Annotated in this window: 19 protein-coding genes and 1 tRNA gene; 4 read left to right on the forward strand and 16 right to left on the reverse strand. The window is 26.2% G+C overall.

Annotation, left to right across the window (positions count from 1 at the left end):
* Window positions 1–322 precede the first annotated feature (322 nt).
* Window positions 323–1,444 (forward strand): site-specific integrase, encoded by a 1,122-nt coding sequence (locus tag ACTG47_RS13565; protein ID WP_479917200.1) that lies wholly within the window; start codon window positions 323–325, stop codon window positions 1,442–1,444.
* 356 nt (window positions 1,445–1,800) lie between these two features.
* Here ACTG47_RS13565 and ACTG47_RS13570 read toward each other — a convergent pair whose 3' ends face one another.
* From ACTG47_RS13570 to ACTG47_RS13590, 5 genes are all read right to left on the reverse strand, one after another.
* A complete protein-coding gene (locus tag ACTG47_RS13570) occupies window positions 1,801–2,583 on the reverse strand; it encodes an alpha/beta fold hydrolase (RefSeq protein WP_169467899.1) in 783 nt (260 codons plus the stop codon).
* Between the two features lie 33 nt (window positions 2,584–2,616).
* The gene (locus ACTG47_RS13575) at window positions 2,617–3,135 is read right to left on the reverse strand and encodes a helix-turn-helix domain-containing protein (protein ID WP_169467897.1); all 519 of its coding nucleotides are present in this window, start codon (window positions 3,133–3,135) and stop codon (window positions 2,617–2,619) included.
* Window positions 3,136–3,368: 233 nt separating this feature from the next.
* Window positions 3,369–5,603, reverse strand: a complete 2,235-nt coding sequence (locus tag ACTG47_RS13580; protein ID WP_479924947.1) for an ABC transporter permease — start codon at window positions 5,601–5,603, stop codon at window positions 3,369–3,371.
* Window positions 5,603–6,301 (reverse strand): ABC transporter ATP-binding protein, encoded by a 699-nt coding sequence (locus tag ACTG47_RS13585; protein WP_479924948.1) that lies wholly within the window; start codon window positions 6,299–6,301, stop codon window positions 5,603–5,605. The genes ACTG47_RS13580 and ACTG47_RS13585 overlap by 1 nt, the downstream gene beginning before the upstream one ends.
* A gap of 4 nt (window positions 6,302–6,305) precedes the next feature.
* On the reverse strand, window positions 6,306–6,926 hold the full coding sequence (locus ACTG47_RS13590) for a TetR/AcrR family transcriptional regulator (RefSeq protein WP_479924949.1): 621 nt from the start codon (window positions 6,924–6,926) through the stop codon (window positions 6,306–6,308).
* Between the two features lie 626 nt (window positions 6,927–7,552).
* Here ACTG47_RS13590 and rpsT point away from each other — a divergent pair.
* The gene (gene rpsT / locus ACTG47_RS13595) at window positions 7,553–7,819 is read left to right on the forward strand and encodes a 30S ribosomal protein S20 (RefSeq protein ID WP_169467891.1); all 267 of its coding nucleotides are present in this window, start codon (window positions 7,553–7,555) and stop codon (window positions 7,817–7,819) included.
* A gap of 133 nt (window positions 7,820–7,952) precedes the next feature.
* Here rpsT and holA read toward each other — a convergent pair whose 3' ends face one another.
* The 4 genes from holA to ACTG47_RS13615 form a co-directional block, all read right to left on the reverse strand.
* Complete coding sequence (gene holA, locus ACTG47_RS13600) at window positions 7,953–8,987, reverse strand: DNA polymerase III subunit delta (RefSeq protein WP_479924950.1); 1,035 nt, start codon at window positions 8,985–8,987, stop codon at window positions 7,953–7,955.
* Window positions 8,947–10,242: a ComEC/Rec2 family competence protein gene (locus tag ACTG47_RS13605; RefSeq protein WP_479927087.1), complete on the reverse strand. Its 1,296-nt coding sequence runs from the start codon at window positions 10,240–10,242 to the stop codon at window positions 8,947–8,949. Before ACTG47_RS13605 ends, holA begins: the two co-directional genes overlap by 41 nt.
* A 112-nt stretch (window positions 10,243–10,354) precedes the next feature.
* Entirely contained in the window at window positions 10,355–11,539 is a 1,185-nt protein-coding gene (locus ACTG47_RS13610) for a GNAT family N-acetyltransferase (protein ID WP_479924951.1), read from the reverse strand.
* 8 nt (window positions 11,540–11,547) lie between these two features.
* The gene (locus ACTG47_RS13615; protein WP_169467886.1) at window positions 11,548–12,453 is read right to left on the reverse strand and encodes a phosphatidylglycerol lysyltransferase domain-containing protein; all 906 of its coding nucleotides are present in this window, start codon (window positions 12,451–12,453) and stop codon (window positions 11,548–11,550) included.
* A 182-nt stretch (window positions 12,454–12,635) separates the two neighbouring features.
* On the opposite strand from ACTG47_RS13615, the gene ACTG47_RS13620 reads away from it, so the two are divergent.
* Window positions 12,636–13,472, forward strand: a complete 837-nt coding sequence (locus ACTG47_RS13620; RefSeq protein WP_479924952.1) for a ComEC/Rec2 family competence protein — start codon at window positions 12,636–12,638, stop codon at window positions 13,470–13,472.
* A gap of 120 nt (window positions 13,473–13,592) precedes the next feature.
* Here ACTG47_RS13620 and ACTG47_RS13625 read toward each other — a convergent pair whose 3' ends face one another.
* The 5 genes from ACTG47_RS13625 to ACTG47_RS13645 all read right to left on the reverse strand — a co-directional run bounded on the left by ACTG47_RS13625 (window position 13,593) and on the right by ACTG47_RS13645 (window position 16,964).
* Window positions 13,593–14,300 carry a tRNA threonylcarbamoyladenosine dehydratase gene (locus tag ACTG47_RS13625; RefSeq protein ID WP_479924953.1) on the reverse strand — a complete coding sequence of 236 codons (708 nt, stop codon included), beginning with the start codon at window positions 14,298–14,300 and terminating at the stop codon, window positions 13,593–13,595.
* Between the two features lie 152 nt (window positions 14,301–14,452).
* Window positions 14,453–14,549: transfer RNA gene (locus tag ACTG47_RS13630), tRNA-Sec, on the reverse strand.
* A 243-nt stretch (window positions 14,550–14,792) separates the two neighbouring features.
* Window positions 14,793–15,632, reverse strand: a complete 840-nt coding sequence (locus ACTG47_RS13635) for a 3D domain-containing protein (protein ID WP_169467879.1) — start codon at window positions 15,630–15,632, stop codon at window positions 14,793–14,795.
* 249 nt (window positions 15,633–15,881) lie between these two features.
* Window positions 15,882–16,556, reverse strand: a complete 675-nt coding sequence (locus ACTG47_RS13640; RefSeq protein ID WP_479924954.1) for a uracil-DNA glycosylase — start codon at window positions 16,554–16,556, stop codon at window positions 15,882–15,884.
* A gap of 36 nt (window positions 16,557–16,592) precedes the next feature.
* Window positions 16,593–16,964, reverse strand: coding sequence for a NusG domain II-containing protein (locus ACTG47_RS13645; protein ID WP_479924955.1), 372 nt, complete (start codon window positions 16,962–16,964; stop codon window positions 16,593–16,595).
* A 66-nt stretch (window positions 16,965–17,030) separates the two neighbouring features.
* Between ACTG47_RS13645 and ACTG47_RS13650 the strand changes: the two genes are divergently transcribed.
* Complete coding sequence (locus ACTG47_RS13650) at window positions 17,031–18,086, forward strand: FAD:protein FMN transferase (protein ID WP_479924956.1); 1,056 nt, start codon at window positions 17,031–17,033, stop codon at window positions 18,084–18,086.
* Between the two features lie 108 nt (window positions 18,087–18,194).
* On the opposite strand, the gene ACTG47_RS13655 is transcribed toward ACTG47_RS13650, so the two are convergent.
* Together ACTG47_RS13655 and ACTG47_RS13660 are read right to left on the reverse strand one after the other, a co-directional pair.
* Window positions 18,195–19,055, reverse strand: a complete 861-nt coding sequence (locus tag ACTG47_RS13655; RefSeq protein ID WP_479924957.1) for a hypothetical protein — start codon at window positions 19,053–19,055, stop codon at window positions 18,195–18,197.
* Between the two features lie 375 nt (window positions 19,056–19,430).
* The gene (locus ACTG47_RS13660; RefSeq protein WP_479924958.1) at window positions 19,431–20,609 is read right to left on the reverse strand and encodes a MalY/PatB family protein; all 1,179 of its coding nucleotides are present in this window, start codon (window positions 20,607–20,609) and stop codon (window positions 19,431–19,433) included.
* Between the last annotated feature and the right edge of the window lie 35 nt (window positions 20,610–20,644).

Here is a 20,644-nt window from a genome sequence, read left to right on the forward strand (position 1 = left end):
CAGAATTGTGTTAGATAATTATCTTACTTACATAATAATACTTTTGATTTGTTAATGCAATAAAAAAAGCGTAATTGTAATAAAAAAATCGAATTTTGTAGACAGTTGGAAGTTTTTTCCAATTAAAGGTATTATTAATCGAGCTTTTTATTATATTTTTTTAAATTCCATCATGTATATAGTGTTTTTTTAAATATAATTTATTTATACATTTACTATAAAAAAATTGTATTAAAACATAATATTATTTTCTAATAAAAACATGAAAAAGATTTATACTTGATGTAAAATATAATTACAAGCATTAAGGGAGGGTTAAATTATGGACTCAACAGCAGCTTTTATAAGAAAAAGAAGATGTAAATTTTTTGTATATGTGGAGTATGTGGATGAATTTACAGGGAAAAAAAGACAAAAAAGTTATGGAAGTTATGAGAAGAAAAAGGATGCTGAAAAACGTCTGATAGAGATAAAATCTACTATAAATAATAATAAGTTTATAGCTCCAAAGGAGCTAACTGTAGTTGATAGATGTTACAAGTACATAGAAGATTTAAAATTAAACTTATCTCCTGTCACAGCACAAACATATGAGTCTATAACTAAAAATCAAATACAAGTTTTTTTTAAGAATATAAAACTTTCTGAACTGACACCTCTTTTACTACAAAGTTTTATAAATCAAACTTATATTGAATATGAAAAAGGAAGTGCTAATACATACACTACATTTTTAAGAAGTGTCATAAAAGAAGCTTATAGACTACGAGAAATAAATGAAAATATAAATGATTTTATAAAAATTCCTAATGTGAGAGGAAAAGAAAAAAATATAAATATATATGATAAACAAGAAACAAAAGAATTGTTAGATAAATTGCTTGGAAATAAGATAGAAATACCAATTCTTCTAATGGTTACTCTTGGATTAAGATTTAGCGAGGTCGCTGGTCTCAGATGGAAAGACATAGATATTGATAATAATATAATTAATATTAATCAAATATTACTTTATATTAAAGGAAATTTTCAATTCAAAGAACCTAAAACATGCGGTTCTAAAAGAAGCTTAACAGTTTCTAAAGAGGTTATTGACAAATTAAAACAAGAGAAGCTAAGACAGAATAAATTAAAACTTCAAGGACTATTGGAAAATGAACACGATTTAGTATGTTTAAATGGTCAACTTAGACCTTGGACAGAAACTAATTTAAGGTCTAATTTTATAACTTTCACTAAAAAAAATAATTTGAGACAAATTAAGTTGCATGATTTAAGACACACACATGCTACGCTTTTATTACTAGCTAGAACCGATTATAAGACAATCTCAGAGCGTTTAGGTCATTCAGATATTAATATTACATTGAATACATATTCTCATGTCTTAGACGAAATGAACGAAGAAGCAAGTAATAATATAAGCAAATTACTATTTAGTTAATGTGTCAGTAGCGTGTCAGTAATGTGTCAGTAAAATACTATTTTTTGCCCTATTTTTGCACGTGGTCAGTAATTTGGCAGGGTTTTATATTCTTGCATATTCTGACATAACCATTGGAATAGCTAACTTATTCCTTGGTATTCTATTTTGTACTATCAACTTCGTATTTTATAACAAAAAACTATAAATTTATTTAAAACAAGTAAAATTAAGGCTTTCAATGTAAGAAAATTGAGTTTGGTCAGTAATTTGTCAGTAAACTTTCTTATCTATCATTTATTTACAAGCATAAAAAAGTAGCAACTATTTATATAGGCGCTACCTTTTTATCTATTTATCATTTTCTTATTCAATTTTCATTCATTATTACTGTTGAAAAATGGTTGAGCAATTGCTAGCCATTCATTTGGAAGATAAAGAGAAATATATCCATGATTATAACCCTTAGCTTCATAAATTTGGCAGGTACTAACATAAGACTGAAACATATTTGCAGAGTTTTTGACACACTTCATTTCTTTTTCTCCATACCAATACATTACTTCTGCTTTGGTTGTTTTTATACTTTCTTTAAGCGTGTATTGCATCATATAAGTACGATACATATTGTAAAATGTTTCTTTTCTGACATGTGGCATATCTTGCAAATAATATTTCTTAATTTCGTCTGGATATTGCATATTTTTAGGTAATAACTTTGGCATCATAGCAATTTGAAAACGACAAGCCTTCTCACTGAATAAAAGTCCTCCAAAAAATCGAATACCAGCAATACAAAATCTTGCCATACTAGGTCTTGGGTAACAGATGCTACCATCTATAATTGCTTTTTTAGTAATATTAGGTTTTCGAGATAAAAGCTCCATTACAATTTGACCACCAAGAGAGACTCCACACAAGGCAAAAAGATGGCCATCACACTTTTCATCTATATATGACATTAATTTATCTGCTGTATCTTCCGTAGAAACATACGTTGTTTCATATTCTTCTCCATGACCATCCAATGTAGGAAGTATCACATAATAGTTATTGGACAAAACTTCTGCTTGTCGTAAATAATTCCACCACGCATTTCCTCCTCCATGAATCAACATAATATGTGGTTTGTTTTTATTTCCAAATTCATGAAATTTCATATGTAACCTCCTTCTATAAAGATGAGATGTATGCTATTTTGTCTTATCATTATCAATTGCTGGAGAAGATATAATTGAAAGTTTTCTAAGTTTTAGATTTGATTTAGGCTTTTGCTCTATATAAGGCTTCAATAAATCAGCTATACTTTTAAGAAGACTTTCATATTCATTATCACTCATATATAGCAATGCTGAAGAGAAAAATACATTATCTTTTTTATGGTCTTGCTCTTTTCTACTAAAATACTCATTCATTTCCTGCATCAATCCTACATGAAATGCTGTGGAAAGTGCAACAAATGTTTCTCCTTCCATAGCTGCTGTATATTCCTTTAGTGCATAAACTTTTTCAATAGTACCACGCACACGATTTTCTTTGACTACCTCAATCATGTTGTTCTCTTCTAAAATTTTTACATGGTGATAAATTGTTGCACGAGGTATATCATTTAGATACTTTACTATATCAGATGTTCGAACACTGCCATGAAGTCTAATATACTGCAAAATACGAAGTCTAACAGGATTTAAAATTAATTTTACTATGTCCACCTTATCATCCCTTTCTTTAGTCTATAAAAATATTATAGTCTAATTTTTTAGACTATTCAAGTATATGATATAAATAGTAATTACAACTTAAATGGTATTTTTATTAATCCATTTTATAAATATAAGAATATCAAATAACCTATTTATATCGGAATATCGAAAAAGGCTATCGCACTAAAAAAAGCAATCTTTTTAGTACAACAACCCTCTGTAGATTTAAATAATTTATTATACTACTCTTTTTGAGTTTTAAGAGCTTCACTTAGAGATATCTTATCAATTTTTCTCGCACACATAAATTTAGATACTTCGAATGTAAAAATTATTATAATAAAACCAATTATAACATAAGATAAATTGAGTCTTGCTTCTAAAGCTATATCTAATGATTCAAATATCTTAAATATTGCTTTTATTATAGAGTATCCTATAGGAACACCTATAATATATCCAAAAACTACATACATTCTTGAACCATTAAGCATCATTGAATTTATTTCTTTCTTTTTATATCCAAACACCTTCATAAGAGCTATATGATTTTTATTTTCATCTATACTTATAGACGCAACTACATATATGATAATTACACCTATAATAAATGCTACAAATGCTATTCCATATATAAATGCTGACATTAATTGCATATAGTCTTCTAACATATTAGTTATATTGTTTGGTGTATTTATCATATATACCATATCTTTATTAATTTCAATAGGTGTTTTTGACATGATTGCATTATATGAACCTTTTTCAGTTCCCATCATCTGATTAAAGCTATTTAATGAAGTAAATATATAATCTCCCACATTAGTATTAGCAATATCAGTAATTTCTATAGAATATTCTTTATCATCAACTATATTAATAAAAGATAACTTATCACCAATACTAAGTTTATATTTTTTTGCCATTATAGATGTAATAATAAACTTGTTATCATCTATACTTATTTTATTTCCCTTTCCATCCTTTAAACCAATCATGTGCGAATTTTTATTTGCACCTATTAACTCAAAGTCATTATTCATTTCGCTATCAAGTACAAACTTAACTCCTGATACTCCTTCTCCACCCATAGGTGGTTTATCTGTACTTAATTGCTTTAATATATACTCATACTTATAACTAAATATATCATTTCTTTCTTGATTTATCATATAATCCATAGAACATTTAGCAATAAATCCATACATTAAAAATACTGTAGCTATAGAAACTCCGATTACCAAAAATGCTAAACGAGATATTGACCTTAATTGTTCTCTTATAGCAAATTTATTTTTAAATTTGAAATTATTTAAAGTTAACTTTCTTTCAATTATATTTACCTTTTGTCCCTTATTTTCATTTTTCATTAACGACACTGGGGACAATTTTAATACTTTATTAATTGATAAATAACTTCCAACAATTGAGAACACCATACATAGAGCTACACCCAGTATAAAATAAATAGGACTATATGATATTTTTTCTACTGGTATTGGAAAAAACGTAAGAAATAGATTAAATAGATATTTCTGTGCTATAATACCAATTGTCCCACCAATTATTCCTGAGGTACTTGAAAGTATTATAGGATAGTTCATATAATGAATCATTATTTCTCTTTTCCTATAACCTAAGGCATACAAAGTACCAATATTCGCCATCTCATTCTTCATCATTCTTCCTAAAACAATACTTATCAATACGACTGTTATTAGTAATATGACTGTAGGTAGAATAACTGAATAAACACTTATTGCTTTTACTTCAATATCTAACATTGATATCTTCATATTATTCTTAGCATAAGTCCAGTCAATTATATTTACTCCCTTACTTTTTAGGTAGTTTTTAAGATTTTTTGACTGTGTATATATATCTCTATTTTCATTATATTTTACTGAATACAAATAATCTCCTCTTACCATATCTTCTTTATTTAAAATACCTATACCAAAATTATTTGGATTATTAATCACATCTCCATCTTTTTCAAGTATATAAGCGTAGTTTGGTATACTAATATATCCTGATATCCTATAAGAAGAATTTCCAATATTATATTCATCCCCAATATTTAATTTATTAACTTTAGCAAATTGAGGGTCTAGTGCTATTTCTCCAACCCTTGGCATATCGCCTTCTAATACTGCTGTAATATTTACTTTTTTATTTGGTGTAAACAATCTTAATGTTTTATCACCATATTTATATTCTTTTACAAGCGTCTCTTGAAACTTTAAATTAAACTTATCCTCTATTTCTCTTATACTATCAATTTTGTTACTAGTATAAAACTCCAAATCTTCTTGAATATTATTTTTTACATACATGTCCTTATTGTGCTTTAAATTTTGAGCTGTAATAGTTAAAGCAACAAATAGAAATACTGATAATATCAGCATATATAACATACCTATGTATTGCCCTCTATTTTCTTTCATTACACGTAATATACTTTTATTTAGCCTCATTACCACTCAACTCCCTTTGCATCAATAGGGTCATTATTAATAATATAATCTTTAACTTCTCCACTTCTAAATTTGTATATTCTATTTGCCATTTCACCTATTGCTGCATTGTGTGTAATAATTAAAATTGTAGTATTAAACTTTCTATTTATTTCTTGTACAAGAGAAAGTACATCAATAGCAGACTCATAATCTAGGGCTCCCGTTAATTCGTCACAAAGTAATATTGCTGGATTTTTTATTATAGCTCTTGCTACTGCTACACGTTGCTGTTGCCCACCAGATAATTCTCTTGGAAATCTATTTTTCTTATCTATTAATCCTACTGAATCTAATACTTCATTGATATCAAGTGGTGATTTGCTAATATTCTGTATTATTTCTATATTTTCTAGTACTGTTAAATGTGGAATAAGATTGTATGACTGAAATATAAAACCTGTCTTTTCTCGTCTGTATTCAACTAATTCATCATCTGATAACTTAACAATATCAATGCCATCTACAATTACCTCACCACTATCAGCACTATCTAATCCTCCAAGTATATTCATCAAGGTAGATTTCCCACTTCCAGAGGGGCCTAGTATTACACCTATTTCTCCTTTATTTAATGAAATATTTGCATTTTTTAATGCTATAGTTTCTATATCCTCACTCTTATATGATTTACATAAGTTATTGATTTCAATAAACATTATTTTACTCCTTATAGTATAATTTTTTATAAAAATTTATATAATCTTCTACTTCATCAAATAAACTTTTTAAATCTTTTTCATAATTTTCATATGATAGTTTTTCTATCCATTGCATTGATAGACCATCAAAGGTAAGTTCAATTGCTTTTATTGCCATATCAATATCTATATCATCTCTAAATTTTGTTTTATCATAATCCCCCATAAAATTTAATACTAATTGGTTTTTGTTCATATATATATCATTTAACCATTTCTTTGCTATTTTTGAATCATCTGAATATAAGGTTTTAAAGAATTTAAAAACATATGGGTTTTTCTTAAGTATTTTAAATTTAATATGTACTGCATGTCTATACAATTCAAAAAAATCGGTTTCATTAATTTCTTTTTGATTTAATATCTCATCTTTAATGATGTTTATTTGATAATTACAAATGTATATGTATAAACTTTCTTTATTTTTAAAGTATTGAAATATAGAACCTTTTGATATACCTGCTTTTGATACTATATTATCTATTGTTGCATTTTTATATCCTTTGTTTGCAAATTCTTCTATCGCAGAATTTATTATTCGCTGTTGTTTTTCATCACTAAGATTTTCAAATGTCTTATTCAATTAGATACCTCCTTATTCAGTTTTATGACTGAATTAGTCATATTATAATTATATTATTTATGACTAAATTAGTCAATAATATTGATACACTCGATACTATTGAGAAGGTAGAAATTTCTAGTTACAATAAAATCTCCACAGTTAATAATTTTCTGCATATTTTAATAATATAAATCTCTTGTATATATTATTTATCTACTTAAGTAGTAGGATAATAATATGAAAAAATTTGTCTTGATTAACATAAAGATTATCTTAATTAATCGTATAAAATTATATTTTCATAATTTTTTTACTAAACCCATAAAAATTAGTAATTTCTTGTATTATCTTATAATAATTGGAAATACTATCAAAATGTATATTAATAGTTTGTGTTATCTCAAAATATTTGTTGCAAAAATGAAATATTAATTTATATATATTAAAATATTTAAAACACAAAATAGACCAGGCTAAAAACAAGATATTGCAAATTATTTATACACAATCTACAATCTAAAAAATCAAAATAAAAAACATTATTAAAATATATAAATAATAATCCTTGATTTTTAGATTTATTTCTGTTAAAATCTAATATGTTGACGATGAATATGATAAAAAAATACAGGGAGGTGAACACGGTGGCAAATATAAAATCAGCTAAGAAAAGAATAGGTGTTATCGAAAAGAAAACTGCTTTAAATAGAGTTAGAAAATCTCAAATAAAAACTGCAATAAGAAGATTCGAAGATGCTGTTGCAGCTGGAAACAGAGAAGATGCTGTTGCTAAGTTCCAATACGCTCAAAAAAGAATATACCAAGTAGCTTCTAAAGGAACTATACATAAGAATGCTGCAGCTAGAAAAATAGCTAAATTAGCTCAAAAATTAAACGGTATGAACGCTTAATTACCAGTTTATATTTCTTATATATAATAACCCCTATGTAGGGGTTTTTTATTTTGTAAATTTATACAATAAAAAAATAAATAGCTAGAATAACACTACTATTTATTTTATATATATTATTAATTTATATAATTTATCTTTTACAATATCTACTAACCAACATTTCTATTGCTAAAGTATCCCTTATAAGACCTGTTTTTATTTTATAGTCACTTTCTAATATATAATTTAATATTTCTACAATTATATCATCAGAAAAATTTTTAGTTTGCTTTAATGCTTTTCCTACAACAAATTGATGCATTTTTAATTTGTCAGCTATGAGTTTTGTTGAATATCCATCAAGTTGTAACTGTCTTACTTGCATCACTATTTTAAATTGTCTTGCTATCATAGAAAATATCCCTAATACAGACTCACCTTCTTGTATCATATCATTCAATATTTTCATTGCATTAGAAGCATTTTGTTCTCCAATATAATCAATTAATTTAAATATATCATTCTCAACTTTTTTTTGAGATAATTTATCAATTACTTCGTTAGTTACATTATTCCCCTTACCAACAAATGAACTTATCTTATTTATCTCGTTTTCCAAATCAGATAAAGTCTTTTCACTACTCTTATCTCTATATCCTTCTTGTTCTATAAAATACATTATTTGAGAATTTTCTATTATAACTTCATTTAGAGCAAAAGATTTTTTTATCCACTTAAATAAATCCATGTCAGAAAGCTTATCACAATCAAAAACAATTCCATTATTCCCGATTTTCTTAACTAGCGATTTTCTTTTGTCAACATCACCATATACAACAAAAACTATAGTGGTAGTATCTGGAATATTGTCTAAATGCTCGATTAAGTATTTCTCATCACTATCAGTAAAATTCTTTTTCTTTCCTTTTAATAATTCAAAATCTTTTATTATTACTATTTTTCTATCATCCATAAATGGAAGTGTTTCTATAGAGCTTATAAGCTGATTTAAGACTATTTCCTTTCCATCTATTATATCTAAATTAAAATCAAGCATTCCCTCGTTTAAACTATCTTTAAATGCCTTTATTGCATTTTCGATTAAATAATACTCTCTTCCATAAAAAAGATACATTTTTTCAAAGTTATTCTCTTTTACATTCCTTATAATATCCTTGTAATCCATTTTCTTGCTCCTTTATCTCTTTTCCTTCTATGTAAAATATGTAAAAAAACACTCCTATGTAATAAATCACTACAATATAAAATTTAGGATTTTCTATATTAATATATGCAAAATTTAAATTGCTGAGCTTGTCTAGTAAAAAAAATATACTTTCTATCAATAAACTATTAAAAAAGGATATAATTTTAGCTATTACTACACTTACTTTAAATACTATTAAGCTTGAAATACTCAAATACATTATTACACCTACAAATGGTACTATAATCAAATTTCCTATAATTGAAAGCAATGGTATTCCTTTAAATGTATAATAAATTATAGGTAGAGTTAATATATTTGATGATATTGTCAATGATACCATACTTAATTTTATAATACTATTTATTTTATTGTAGAATATCAATATAGAAAGTGTAGCTAAAAAAGACAATTGAAAGCTTACATTATATATAACATAGGGGTTATTCATAATTAAAACTATCCCTATTAGAGACAATGTTGATATACCATCCTTTTTTCTATCAATAAATATTGATAAATAGAAAACTATAACAAATGTTATAGACCTAATTATGGATGGAGACGCACCTACCATTATACAATATAAAGTTATAAAAATCGACAATATTAATAATTTATACAATTTATTTATACCTCTTAATAAAAAAGATATAATTACACAAAGTATGCCTGTATGAAGACCTGATATAGATATTACATGACTAGTTCCAGTTCTAGTGAATATTTCTTTTTGTTCGTCAGTCAGATTTTCAACTTCAGCCAACAATATAGAATTTATAAAATCAGAATTTTTTTTATATAAATATCTGTAAGTCTTACTTATATAAAGCTTTATTTTTCCAACTAAAGAGTATATTTTATTTTTCCCAATAACTTTATAGTTATTTATATATATTATGCCTCTATATCCAGTACTTTTTATATACCTTCCATAATCAAAATCATCATACTTCATCTTATCTAAACTCTTAAATTTTCCCATAATATTAACTTCTTGTCCAATTTTCAAAGTTTTATGCCTTGTATAATCATTTATTAAAAAAACACCAACTTTATACTGATTGTATTTTTTCTTTTCAATTTTTCCTTTAACTACTCCTTGTACAGTTATTATCCTATCATTAAGTTCTTCATCTTTCTTTTTACTTTTTGTAGTGATAAATGCTATAACTATCACAAATATTAATATAATTAATAAAGGCCTTCTTATTTGAATTATAATCACTCCTATATAAAAACATATTATTTAGATTATTTTCAAATAGTAAATTTTTAAACAATATAAATTATTATAAACAAAAGAATACGCCAAAAGATTTTAGAAATCTTTTGACGTATCCTTTTTATATATATTCATTTACATAGTTATTTTTTTTAGAAAAAATACACTTAAGTATTTCTATTGTTTCTTTTGAAACACCTTCCAGATTATTTAAAAAAATAGCTTCCTCTACATCTATATATGAAAATACTAACTGTGTTAAGGCATTTATATCTAATTTAATATCAAAGCTTTCTTGAGACTCTTCTATGCCTTTTTTATCTGATTTTTCTATAGCTATCTTATGATTCTTTATAGAAACTTTAAATAGACCATTATTTTCATCTATAAACTTATCTTCTATTAATAAATTAATCGAACCATTAATATCCTTATCTATAACTGTATCCTCTATAAATTTCTTTACATTTATAACTCTTCCCATCATAAAAGGTTTTATTTTTATCTCACAATCTTTAGGGTTGTCTAATATAAATCTTATTTTATCTATTATAGGAGCAGATATAGTAGCTATCTTACATTGAGTATTGTGATTATATATAAATTTAAGCATTGATTTAAGAGCATCTATATTCTTATAAAACAACTCTCTAACAAACATTTTATCTCCTTGAAGAAAATAAACTATATATCCATCTTTTTCATCCCCTTCATGAATGTATAAAAGTCCATCTTCACATTGAATTTCTTTAAATAAGTTTTCATAATAATGTTCATCTTTTAACACATTACCATTAACCTCATTTAAAAAAGCTCTATCTATTTGTATCAAATCATCGATTTGTGATACATCAGCTTTTATCATCTTTCCACTTGACCTAAATTTTTTTAAGTCATCTGTATTAAGAGTATATTCAATCTGGTCATAACAGTGTTCATACCCAAATCTTCTATAAAGTCTATAATCAATTGGCATCAATATAGAAACTAATTGCCCTTTTTTATACAATTCGTTTAAAGTAAATTCAATGACTTTACTCATATATCCAGTTCCTCTTCCTTCTGGAAGTGTGGAAACCCCTACTACATACGATGTATTGTATACCTTATTATTTAGTATTAACTTATACTGATTTAGCTGAAGAGAGGAAACAACTTTTCCTTCGTCTAAAGCTACCACAGTATTTTCATATTTATACTTATCATCAAAATAGTACTTCATAAAACTCTCACTGTCATTGAAACAATAGTTCCAAATTTCTTTTATGCCTTCTATTTCTTCTTCTTTAGCATACCTAATATCCATATAGCCTACTAAGCCTCCCTAACACTATACTTTTCAACAAATCTACAAGGATGGTAAGAAAGTTTAGCCTTTCTCAGACCTTCAATACCTAAATCTTCTTCTCTATTTACAAACTCAACATCTTTGAATTCATTTACTAAAAATTGTTGGTTTATAAATGGATATAAACCTCTTATATCAGGATTAGCTTTTTCTATATGAATAAGTGCCATATTTTTATTTAAAAGCTCACCTATACTGAATGCTTCTAATTTTCCATCCACATAAACACCAAACACTTTTACCCTATCTTTTAGTACATCATAATGGTTAAATATCTTTTTGATACCTACTAATTCATCATCCATACTTTCATCAAATTCATTATTTTCTTCCTTATTACTTTCCCATTCTTTCATTAATACTAAACATTCATTGAAGTTTTCTTTATCTAATAATTTGACTTCATATCTACCTGCATACTCTTTTAAGAAATAATTTATATGGTTTCTCTTCTTCTGGTTCTTTTTACCAGCTAGAGTTCTTAAACTTTCTGCATCATATATATAGTCGAATAAATCTCTTTCTTCTATATACTCAAATCTATTTGGATATTTTTCTTTTAAAAATTCTACTACTTCAGTAGTAATACCTCTTAAGTATATCTTTTTATTATTTTTAGAAAAATATTCAAGTACAAAATCTACAACTTCTGGAAGTTTTTCTCTTTTAGCTAGTGGTAATATTGAGAAACTATCCCCTTCGTATTCACCAACTAAAACAGCAAAATCTTCTCCTATATAATATCCTGTCTTATAAACATGTTGCCACATATATAAAGTACTAAAACAGTACTCACAAGCTTCATAATCTACTAAATCAAAATATGGGTCTAGCTCCTTTTTTGAATTTAGTTCAATATCTTTGAAAAACATAAAATCCTCCTACCTTTTTTATTGCTTAATTTTTTTAAATTTTATATCTATAAAAACTCCAATTTTATTTTAGTATTAATTTCATTTATATTGTTTAAAATATAAAATATAATAAGTCATATATATCTTATATTACCCATCATAAATTTATATAAACATGTAATGACTGGAGTGATTTTTTATTGAGAAATAAAATTTTTTTATTAATACTTATTATAATATCACTTTTAAGCGGTTGTGACAAAAAATCTCTACTATCTATACATATGATAGATGTGGGACAAGGTGATAGTATTTTAGTACAAACACCTACAAATAAAAATATATTAATTGATGGAGGTGATGAAGATAGTGGAAATATAGTTACTAGTTATTTGAAACATAAAAAAATAAAAACTATTGATATAATAATAGCTACACATCCAGATTCTGACCATATAGGAAGTCTTGATAACGTTGTAAAAAAATTTAATGTACTTTCTATATATATGCCTGAACAATCAACAAGTAGTGAATCTTATCAAAATCTAATAAATTCTTGTATTGACAAAAACCTCTCTATTCAATATCTCTATAAAGATGATATTTTAAATATCGATAACAATATAAATATATATGTATTAAGTCCATCATATATACAAGAAGAATCAAATTTAAATTCAATAGTTTTTGAACTAACTTTTAATAATAATTCATTTTTATTTATGGGTGATGCAGAAGAATCAATTGAAAAAGAAATCTTACACTCTTTTGAATTGAACAATATTAATTTTATAAAAATAGGTCACCATGGAAGTAATTCATCATCATCTTTAGAATTTATAAAAAAAATTAATCCAGATATAGCTGCAATATCATGTGGATATAAAAATCAATATGGTCATCCTCATAAAGAAGTTCTCAACAATTTGAAACAAAACCATGTATCAATTTATAGAACAGATAAAATAGGTGATATCGTCTTTTATAGTGATGGAGAAATAATATTTACAAAATATAAATATGAAATAGATACATAATATAAAAAATAAAACTACATAATATAATTAGGCTAAAAGTATCAATAGTAAGATAGTTTTACATTGATACTTTTAGCCTTTAAAATACGTATTTAAACTTTATAAATTAAAATATTCAACTTATTGTTCCAATAATTCATTCACTATTACAGATGCAATTATTAGTCCTCCTACAGATGGAACAAATGATACACTCCCTGGCGTTACTTTTCTCCCATTCATTACTTTCTTTTTAAGTTCTATTGGTTGTTCAGTTGAATATACTACTTTTAATTTTTTAATGCCTCTATCTCTAAGCTCTTTCCTCATAACTTTAGCTAAAGGGCAAGTACTTGTTTTGTGTATATCAGTAACGACTATTTTAGTTGGGTCTAATTTATTCCCCATCCCCATAGAACTTATTATTTTTAAGCTTTTTTTTTCACAGGTTTCAATTAGATGTATTTTAGAACTTACCATATCTATTGCATCCACAACATAATCGTATCTTTCAGTCAATATTTCATCACTAGTGTCTTTATTATAAAGACTTCTTATTTTTTTTATATTGATATTAGGGTTTATATCCAAGATTCTCTCTTCCATTACATCAACTTTATACTTACCTACAGTTGAATGTAATGCTGGTATTTGTCTATTTATATTTGTTATATCCACATCATCAAAATCCACAATAGTAAGACTACCAACTCCAGCCCTTGCTAGAGCTTCAACAGTAAAACTACCAACTCCTCCGACTCCAAATACTATTACATTTGAATTATTAAGTTTTTCTATTCCATCATCTCCAACTAGAAAACTAGTTCTCGTTGTAAAATTATTTTCCATCTTTTCACTCTCCTAGATTTTTATCTAAACAATAATAGTATTATAAATTTCACATTATATAATACTAAAATATTATATATCATTAAAAGTAAATCATCTTAAAATAAATTTAAAAAGGTATCTTTTAATATTAAAAGATACCTTTTATATACTGGCGGGAATGCGTGGGAATCGAACCCACCTAAGAGGCTCTTAACCCCTCATACTAGTTTTGAAGACTAGAGGGCACACCGGCACCCATCCACTCCCATAGTGAAATGCTTCTCAACGAAATCTATAATATCATATATTTTGACTCTTTGCAACAATTTTTATAGATTTATCTGATAGTAAATTATAATTTAAATAGCTTTTATCTATACATGGTTAAAATTTACTTTTTTATTATATGCATAAAATTAAAAACTGGAAATTATATTTTATGTATATATAAAGAGTTTCCTCTCTATATTAATCAAAATATAATTTCCAGTACAAATATAGATTATATAATTATTTTAATATACGTATATCTATAGTTTTTCTTCCCCAGTTATAAACTGTTTTTGAGTCATTCATAAATATATCAATTTTATTTCCTTTTATTGCTCCACCACAGTCTTCTGCAGTAAATACCATATCAAATTGAGGTATATAAACCTTAGTTCCATATGGTATAACCTTAGGGTCTACAGCTATCGTTCCCCACTTAGGCTTTGTTCCTGTAGCAGTTATACTATGACCACTATATGCAGTTGCTACTACTCTCATATTTTTACCATTGTTACTACTACTATTACTAGATGATGATGAAGCCATTCTTCTTGAGTTTTCTCCCCTTGATGAAGCTACTTGCATCTCTACTTTTGTTCCTTTGTTTACTACTTTGTTTACAGGCTCAGTTTTAACAACTTTTTTCACAAATTCCTTTTCTACTTTCTTTCCATTGTGATAAGTTTCTTTATATATTAATTCACTTTTACCAGATTTTCCTTCTTCTTTAACTTCAGAATCTCCCTTTGATAAAGAACCATCTTCAACAACTGTAACTTCAAATGGAATATCTTTAGTTTCTACAACTGTTTTTTCCTTTACATCAATTACTTCTATTTTATCTCCATTAGATAACTTTGAGTTTTCATCTAAAGTAACTATATCATTTGCATCATAGCTAATGTTTTGAGATTCTAAAAGATCTCCTACATTAGAACTAAATGTTGATATAGTTCTTTCTTCTCCCTTTACGACTAATGTTACTTGTTTATTAAGTGCAGAGTACCCCGATAATATTCCAACTGATAAAACAACAGCCATTACCGAGACTTTAGCATTACTCATTTTTTTAAAATTCATATAAACTTTCCTCCCTCAAATTTTTTATACTATATATTTTGCTTCATAAAATTCTGCTTTGTTAGTTTCTTTTTTTGTTTGTGTTTTTTGTGTAACTAAATTGTAACTATTTTTTCAAGAGTTGTCAACTTGACAAAAAAAATAGAAATATGCTTATATAGTATTTTCAACTATTTAAACACATTTCTATAAGTTACAACAATGTCACTGTTTATTGTTGTTTTGTTATCATTTTGTTACCTTTTAATTTTATATATTTTCTATTTGCCAATTGATAGGTTCTTTTCCTAACTTTTTCAGAATTTCATTTATCTTAGAGAAGTGTTTACATCCAAAAAAACCTTTACTTGCTGATAATGGACTTGGATGAGGTGCTTCTAAAATATAATGCTTACTTGTATCAATCAATTCTACTTTTTTACGTGCATTACTTCCCCATAATACGAAAATAACTGGGTCTTCTCGTTCGCTTAAAATAGATATTACTCTATCAGTAAAAATTTCCCACCCCTTATTCTTATGAGAATTAGCTTCATGAGCTCTTACAGTAAGAGCAGTATTTAAAAGTAACACTCCTTGGTCTGCCCAAGGCATCAAATATCCATTGTTAGGTATAAAACATCCTAAATCTTCTTTTAATTCTTTATACATATTTAATAAAGAGGGTGGAGTTTTCACTTGTGGTTGAACTGAAAAAGCTAAACCATGAGCTTGATTATCTCCATGATAGGGGTCTTGTCCCAGTATCAAAACTTTTGTATCTTTATATGAAGTATGTTTCAAAGCTTCATATATATTATGCATATTTGGGAATATCTGACGTGTTTTATACTCTTCTATAAGAAATTTTCTTAAATTTAAGTAGTAATCTTTTTCAAATTCTTCTTTCAATAATTCATTCCAATCATTTTCTAAGTTAACCATATTTATCACCAATTCCTTTCAATTATTTTTATTATTTTATTTAGAAATTATATCTTCTTGATTATCATCCTTTTCATTTGTATTTATTTTTATGCTAACTCTATTAGGTATACAAACTATGCTTTGACTTGGCTTATTTATAAAACCAGTATGTACACAAACCTTGTCAGGACACGAAGCATCTACTATTTCTACTCCTTTATCATGAATCTTGACTACATTATACCCTCCTCTATTTTCTATTTTAAATTCTTCTTTGGCATCTATTGGAACAGTTTTATACAATTTATTATCTACATAAATCTCAATATTTCCAGCATTTTTAGAATTTATAATATTTATTATCCCATAACATGCTGTAATAACAACCAAAATGCCTAAAATAAGAAGAATGTCTTTTTTCTTCATTTTTTGTCCTCCTATGAAATTATGTTATAATAAAATAATAACACAATTTCATAGGAGGAATATACCATGAATAAGAAAAAAATCACATTTATTTTTGTGATATTGATTTTAGCATTAATTTTATTTTCATTTTTTAGGAGTTCAAGCCAGAATACTAAATATAGTAAAACTAGCTATTACCTTGGTACAGTAAACGAAGTTACTGTATTTAATATAAAAGAATCCAAAAGTGATAAAATCTTAAATGAATGTGATTCAATTTTAAGATATATTGATAATAAAATGAGCACTCATATACCAGGCAGTGATGTTTCTAAAATAAATGATAACGCTGGAAAGAATTTTGTCAAAGTTTCAGATGATACATTTTTCGTTGTAAAAGAGGCAATCCAATATTCTAAACTATCAAGTGGATATTTTGACATAACAATTGGTCCAGTATCAAACTTATGGGCAATTGGAACAGATAAAGCTAAAGTGCCAAGTGATTCTGAAATAAAAGAGCTTTTGCCTCTAATTGATTATAAGAATATTGTATTGGATGAAAAAAATAAATCTATAAAATTGACCAAAGAAAACATGAAAATTGATTTAGGCGCAATAGCTAAAGGATATGCTGCTGATAAAATTGTGGCCTATTTAAAATCAGAAGGTGTACAAAAAGGTTTAGTTAATTTAGGAGGCAATATATTTACTTTAGAAAATGGGAAAAATGATAAGCCTTTTAAAATCGGTATTCAAGACCCAACTAGTAAAAATGGAGAATCTATAGGAAATATAGAAACCACAAACAAATCTGTTGTTACATCTGGAATTTATGAAAGATTTATAGAAAAGGATGGCAAAATATATCATCACATGCTAAATCCATTTACAGGTTATCCTTTTGAAAATGGCTTAAGTAGTGTAACAATAATATCTGATAAATCTATTAATTGTGATGCTTTATCCACTTCTACATTTGGACTTGGACTTGAAAAAGGTATGAATTTAATTAATAGTATTAATAATGTAGATGCTATATTCATAACTAAGGATAAAAAAGTATACTTAACTAATGGTATAAAAGATAATTTCAAACTTACTGACAAAGCTTTTTCTATTGAAAAACTAAATAAATAGTAAAATCAAGTAAATCTTGTTTTCAAATTTATACAAAATTAAGTTAGCATTATATAATACTAACTTAATTTTTTTATAAAATACATCTTTTATTTATATAGACATCATTTAAATTACTTGGAATATATACTCTATCCATTCAGATGGTTTTCTTTTTGTTTCAAACGCTTTATATCCTTTATGACTATAAATATACTCTATCTTCCATTGATTTGGTTGCACTGCTTTCTGCTCAATCAATTGTTTTAATTGATTTGTTCTTGAATCTTTCCATAAATTCATTTTATTTGCTATATAAACTAAATCATACAAAGATAGCATATAGGCTTGTGGAAACATTATATCAGTAATATGTGTACTAATAGGTTTTTGATTAGACAAACGCTGATACATATTATGCTTTAACATATAAGAAATTCCTTCATTAATCAATTTATTTACTTCTTTATCTCTATGACCTATATATTCAGAATATGTAATTAAAGCTCTAACCGTTTTTCCTATACCTATATAACATGGAGTATCATACATACAACCACCATGTTTACAAATTCCATCATATTTCCACTCAGTTTTTTGATTCCTTTCAAATACTTGATATTTTTTTATCCAATTCAAAGCATTTCGAACTTCTTGTGACTCCTCTAGACCCAATCGAGTGTATGCTTCTAATAACATTGCATTATAGCAAGGAACAATATAGTCCAAACTCCCTGTATAAGAAAAACCTTGTGGTGTTGATAGTCTTTGAGATATAAATGAAATCACTTTTTGTGTATAAGTTAATCTACTTATGTAGGGAATTTCAGACAAACATATAATCCTAAAAATATTAAAAAATTCATTTTCCTCATAATCTTTTATAAGTTTTTTAATAATCTGGGACTCTTCTAATAAATTATCAATTTTTTTATCAGACATTTCTCTTTTTTTATCAAAATATTTTCTTAGCAATAATGCTGTATCCATTCTAGTCTAGCCTCCCTGGTATAAATCTTGCATCAATTTTATCATAGACATTTACTAAAGTCATTTCTTTTTTATATAATAAACTCATACTCTAAATTCTTACCATAAGTGTATATGCTTATCTAAAACAAATCTACATAAACTATATTATAATAAATAAATTATACTGACAAAGATAAAACTTAAGACTTTAATAACAATAAAAAAAGCACCTTATTATATTAAAGGTGCTTTTCATAGCATTCTATTAACTATTACAAACAATTTATATTTTACTCTATAAAATTTTCTTCATCATATTTCAAATACACAATCGCTCAAACAATATTATAATTATTGTAACAAAACTTACTTATCTTGTTTTTTAGAATTATTTTATAAAGACTTTAAAAATAACTCCATCCTATTTAAAGCTTCAACCACATTTTCTTTTTGAGTTCCTAAGTTTATTCTAACATAATTCTCACCATCTTTTACAAAATGGCTTCCATCCTCCAATAATACTCCTGTATCAATAGCCAGTTTATCAGTAAATTCACTCGCACTTATTCCTAGCCCACTTATATCCATCCAAGCCAAATAAGATGACTCCATCTTCATCAATTTTATATTATCATATTTTTCTACCCAATCTTCTAAAAGCTCATAATTTGATTTTATATATTCATTTACACCACTCAACCACTTACGACATTCATTATAAGCAGTTATCAATCCTATAATTCCAAACACATTTGGAGAAGTTATCGAGTTTTGTTTTAGTTTATCTCTAAATATCTCTCTTATATCCTTATTTATAACAATTGAGTAAGAAGTCTTTAATCCTCCAAGATTAAATCCTTTATTTGGTGATGTCAATAGAATAACATTTTCTAAAAGCTCTTTTTCAATTTTAAGTATTGAGTTAAATTCACCATAATGAATATGCTCTGCATGTACTTCATCTGCAACCAAAATAACATTATTTTCTTTACATATAGTTGCTACTTTTTCCATCTCCTCAGTCGACCATATTCTTCCAGATGGATTGTGCGGTGTACAAAACATCATTAGCTTAGGTTTGTTTTCTTTAATTTGAGCCTCTAATCTATCAAAATTTATATAATATCTATCATTTATAATATCTAATGTATTACAAACTATATTTACACCTTGCTTTTTAGCTGATGATTCAAAAGGGTCATAAACTGGTGTATTTAATATTATACTATCCCCCTTTTGACAAAAAGCTTGTACTACATAGTGGAGTGTTGATACAGTTCCATAAGTCAATGTAATCCATTCTCTTTCTACCTTTACCTTATGCATATCATTTTGCCATCTGATAACTGAATCATAAAATTCATCATAACAGTATGTATATCCAAACACACCTCTTTTTATAGCTTCAATAAATTTATTTTCTATTTCTGTTGGTATTTTAAAATCCATATCAGCAATCCACATTGGTACAAAATCTTCTCTAATATCTCCAAACTTATCTCTTATGATATTTAAATCCCATTTTCTACACTTTTCACTTACTCTATCTGGTCTATCATCAAAATTATACATTTAAATTTACCTCTTCTTTTCTAATTATCTTACTT

The organism is Clostridioides sp. LIBA-6622, from assembly GCF_056716095.1.